1 protein-coding gene is annotated in these 1,298 nt (G+C 66.5%); it reads right to left on the bottom strand.

Annotation, left to right across the window (positions count from 1 at the left end; all coding sequences use genetic code 11):
- Positions 1–345: 345 nt before the first annotated feature.
- Positions 346–1,298, bottom strand: a 953-nt coding sequence (locus ABIB27_RS19325) for an IS110 family RNA-guided transposase (protein ID WP_354254708.1), incomplete at its 5' end; no start/stop codon positions are given.

Here is a 1,298-nt window from a genome sequence, read left to right as displayed (position 1 = left end):
GACACGCCCTGATATGTAGGCGCGAATGTCAATAGTGCATGGGGAAGCGGGTCCCGGTCTGGTTGGCCCCGGGCCCGCTTCCTTTGGTGAGGGGTCCGGGGCTGGGTTGTCCTGGTGCTCACCCTTTGTGGGCCGGCATGTCTGCCTGGAAGTGTCCAGCGTGTCGTTGGCGACGGCGCGGTCACTCTGATATGCGCGGGTTGGTTACCGCAGGACGATGTGTTCGGCTGGAGATTACCGCTGCTCTAGTGGCGAGCGTGGCCCGTAGTTGGCTGCTCATAGGGCGGGCGCGGGTTTACTCCACGCGCTGCAACGAACACTTCCGTCGGAGCATGCCGGCACGTGTTATTCGGCCAGGACTGTGTCGTTCTGGCTGGTGTCGGAGCGTAGCGTCGCCAGCGACCAACACCAGCCGGCGAGTTCACGGGCGATCGCGACGGTTGCGACCACGGGGCGTTTCCTGTGTTCGAGATAGACCAACCACCGCTCATGAAGCCGCCGGTTTCCGGCGTCCCCCCGGGATCGGGCAGCGGACGGCGCCTGCGCCCATCGTTGCCGCATGAGGCTGGACGGGCGTGGATAGGGTTGGCGGTGGTGCCAGGCGGCCTCGACCAGCAGCCGGCGGGCGTGGCCGTTGCCTGTTTTGGTGATCGAGCCCTGGGACCGTGACTGGCCGGAGGAATGCTCGGACGGGACCAGGCCCAGGTAGGCGCCGATGGTCCGGCCCGTAAAGCGGTCCCAGTCCCCTATTTCCACGGCCAGACCGAACGCGGTCAGCGTAGAGATCCCGCGCAGGCACTCGAGATTCCTGACCACGGGGGTGTAGTGGCTGTCATAGGCAAGTTCCGTGATCGCATGGTCGAGGCGGTCCCGGCGGTCCAGGACCGCCGTCATCGCCTCGACCGAGGAATCATAGGCCAGCTGCAGCGGTGCGGAATCGAACTTCTGCCGGTCCAGCCAGACCCCATGCTTCACGGTCCACGCCTTCCCGCTCGTGTAGATGATGCCCTGGCGCAGGAGCAGTTTGGAGATGCGGTGACGGGCGCTCATCAGGTCCCCGCGGGCATCTTCCCTCGCCCGGACTAGGTCCCGGGCGGCTTCCTGCTCCACCGTGGGAATGGCAACAGCCGTGACCTCGCCCAGGCGCAGCAGACGGGCCAGATGCAGGGCGTCGTTGGCGTCGGTCTTGATCCGGTCACCGGACGGCCGCTGCAGCTTCGACGGAGCCGCCACGACACAGTGAACACCGGAAGCCAGCAGGAACCGGGCGAGGCCGAAGCCTGTTGGCCCGGCCTCGT

This window comes from Arthrobacter sp. UYEF21 (assembly GCF_040546085.1).
In the GTDB taxonomy this organism is placed as follows: Bacteria; Actinomycetota; Actinomycetes; order Actinomycetales; family Micrococcaceae; genus Arthrobacter.
This window is presented reverse-complemented; position numbering and strand designations above follow the sequence as displayed.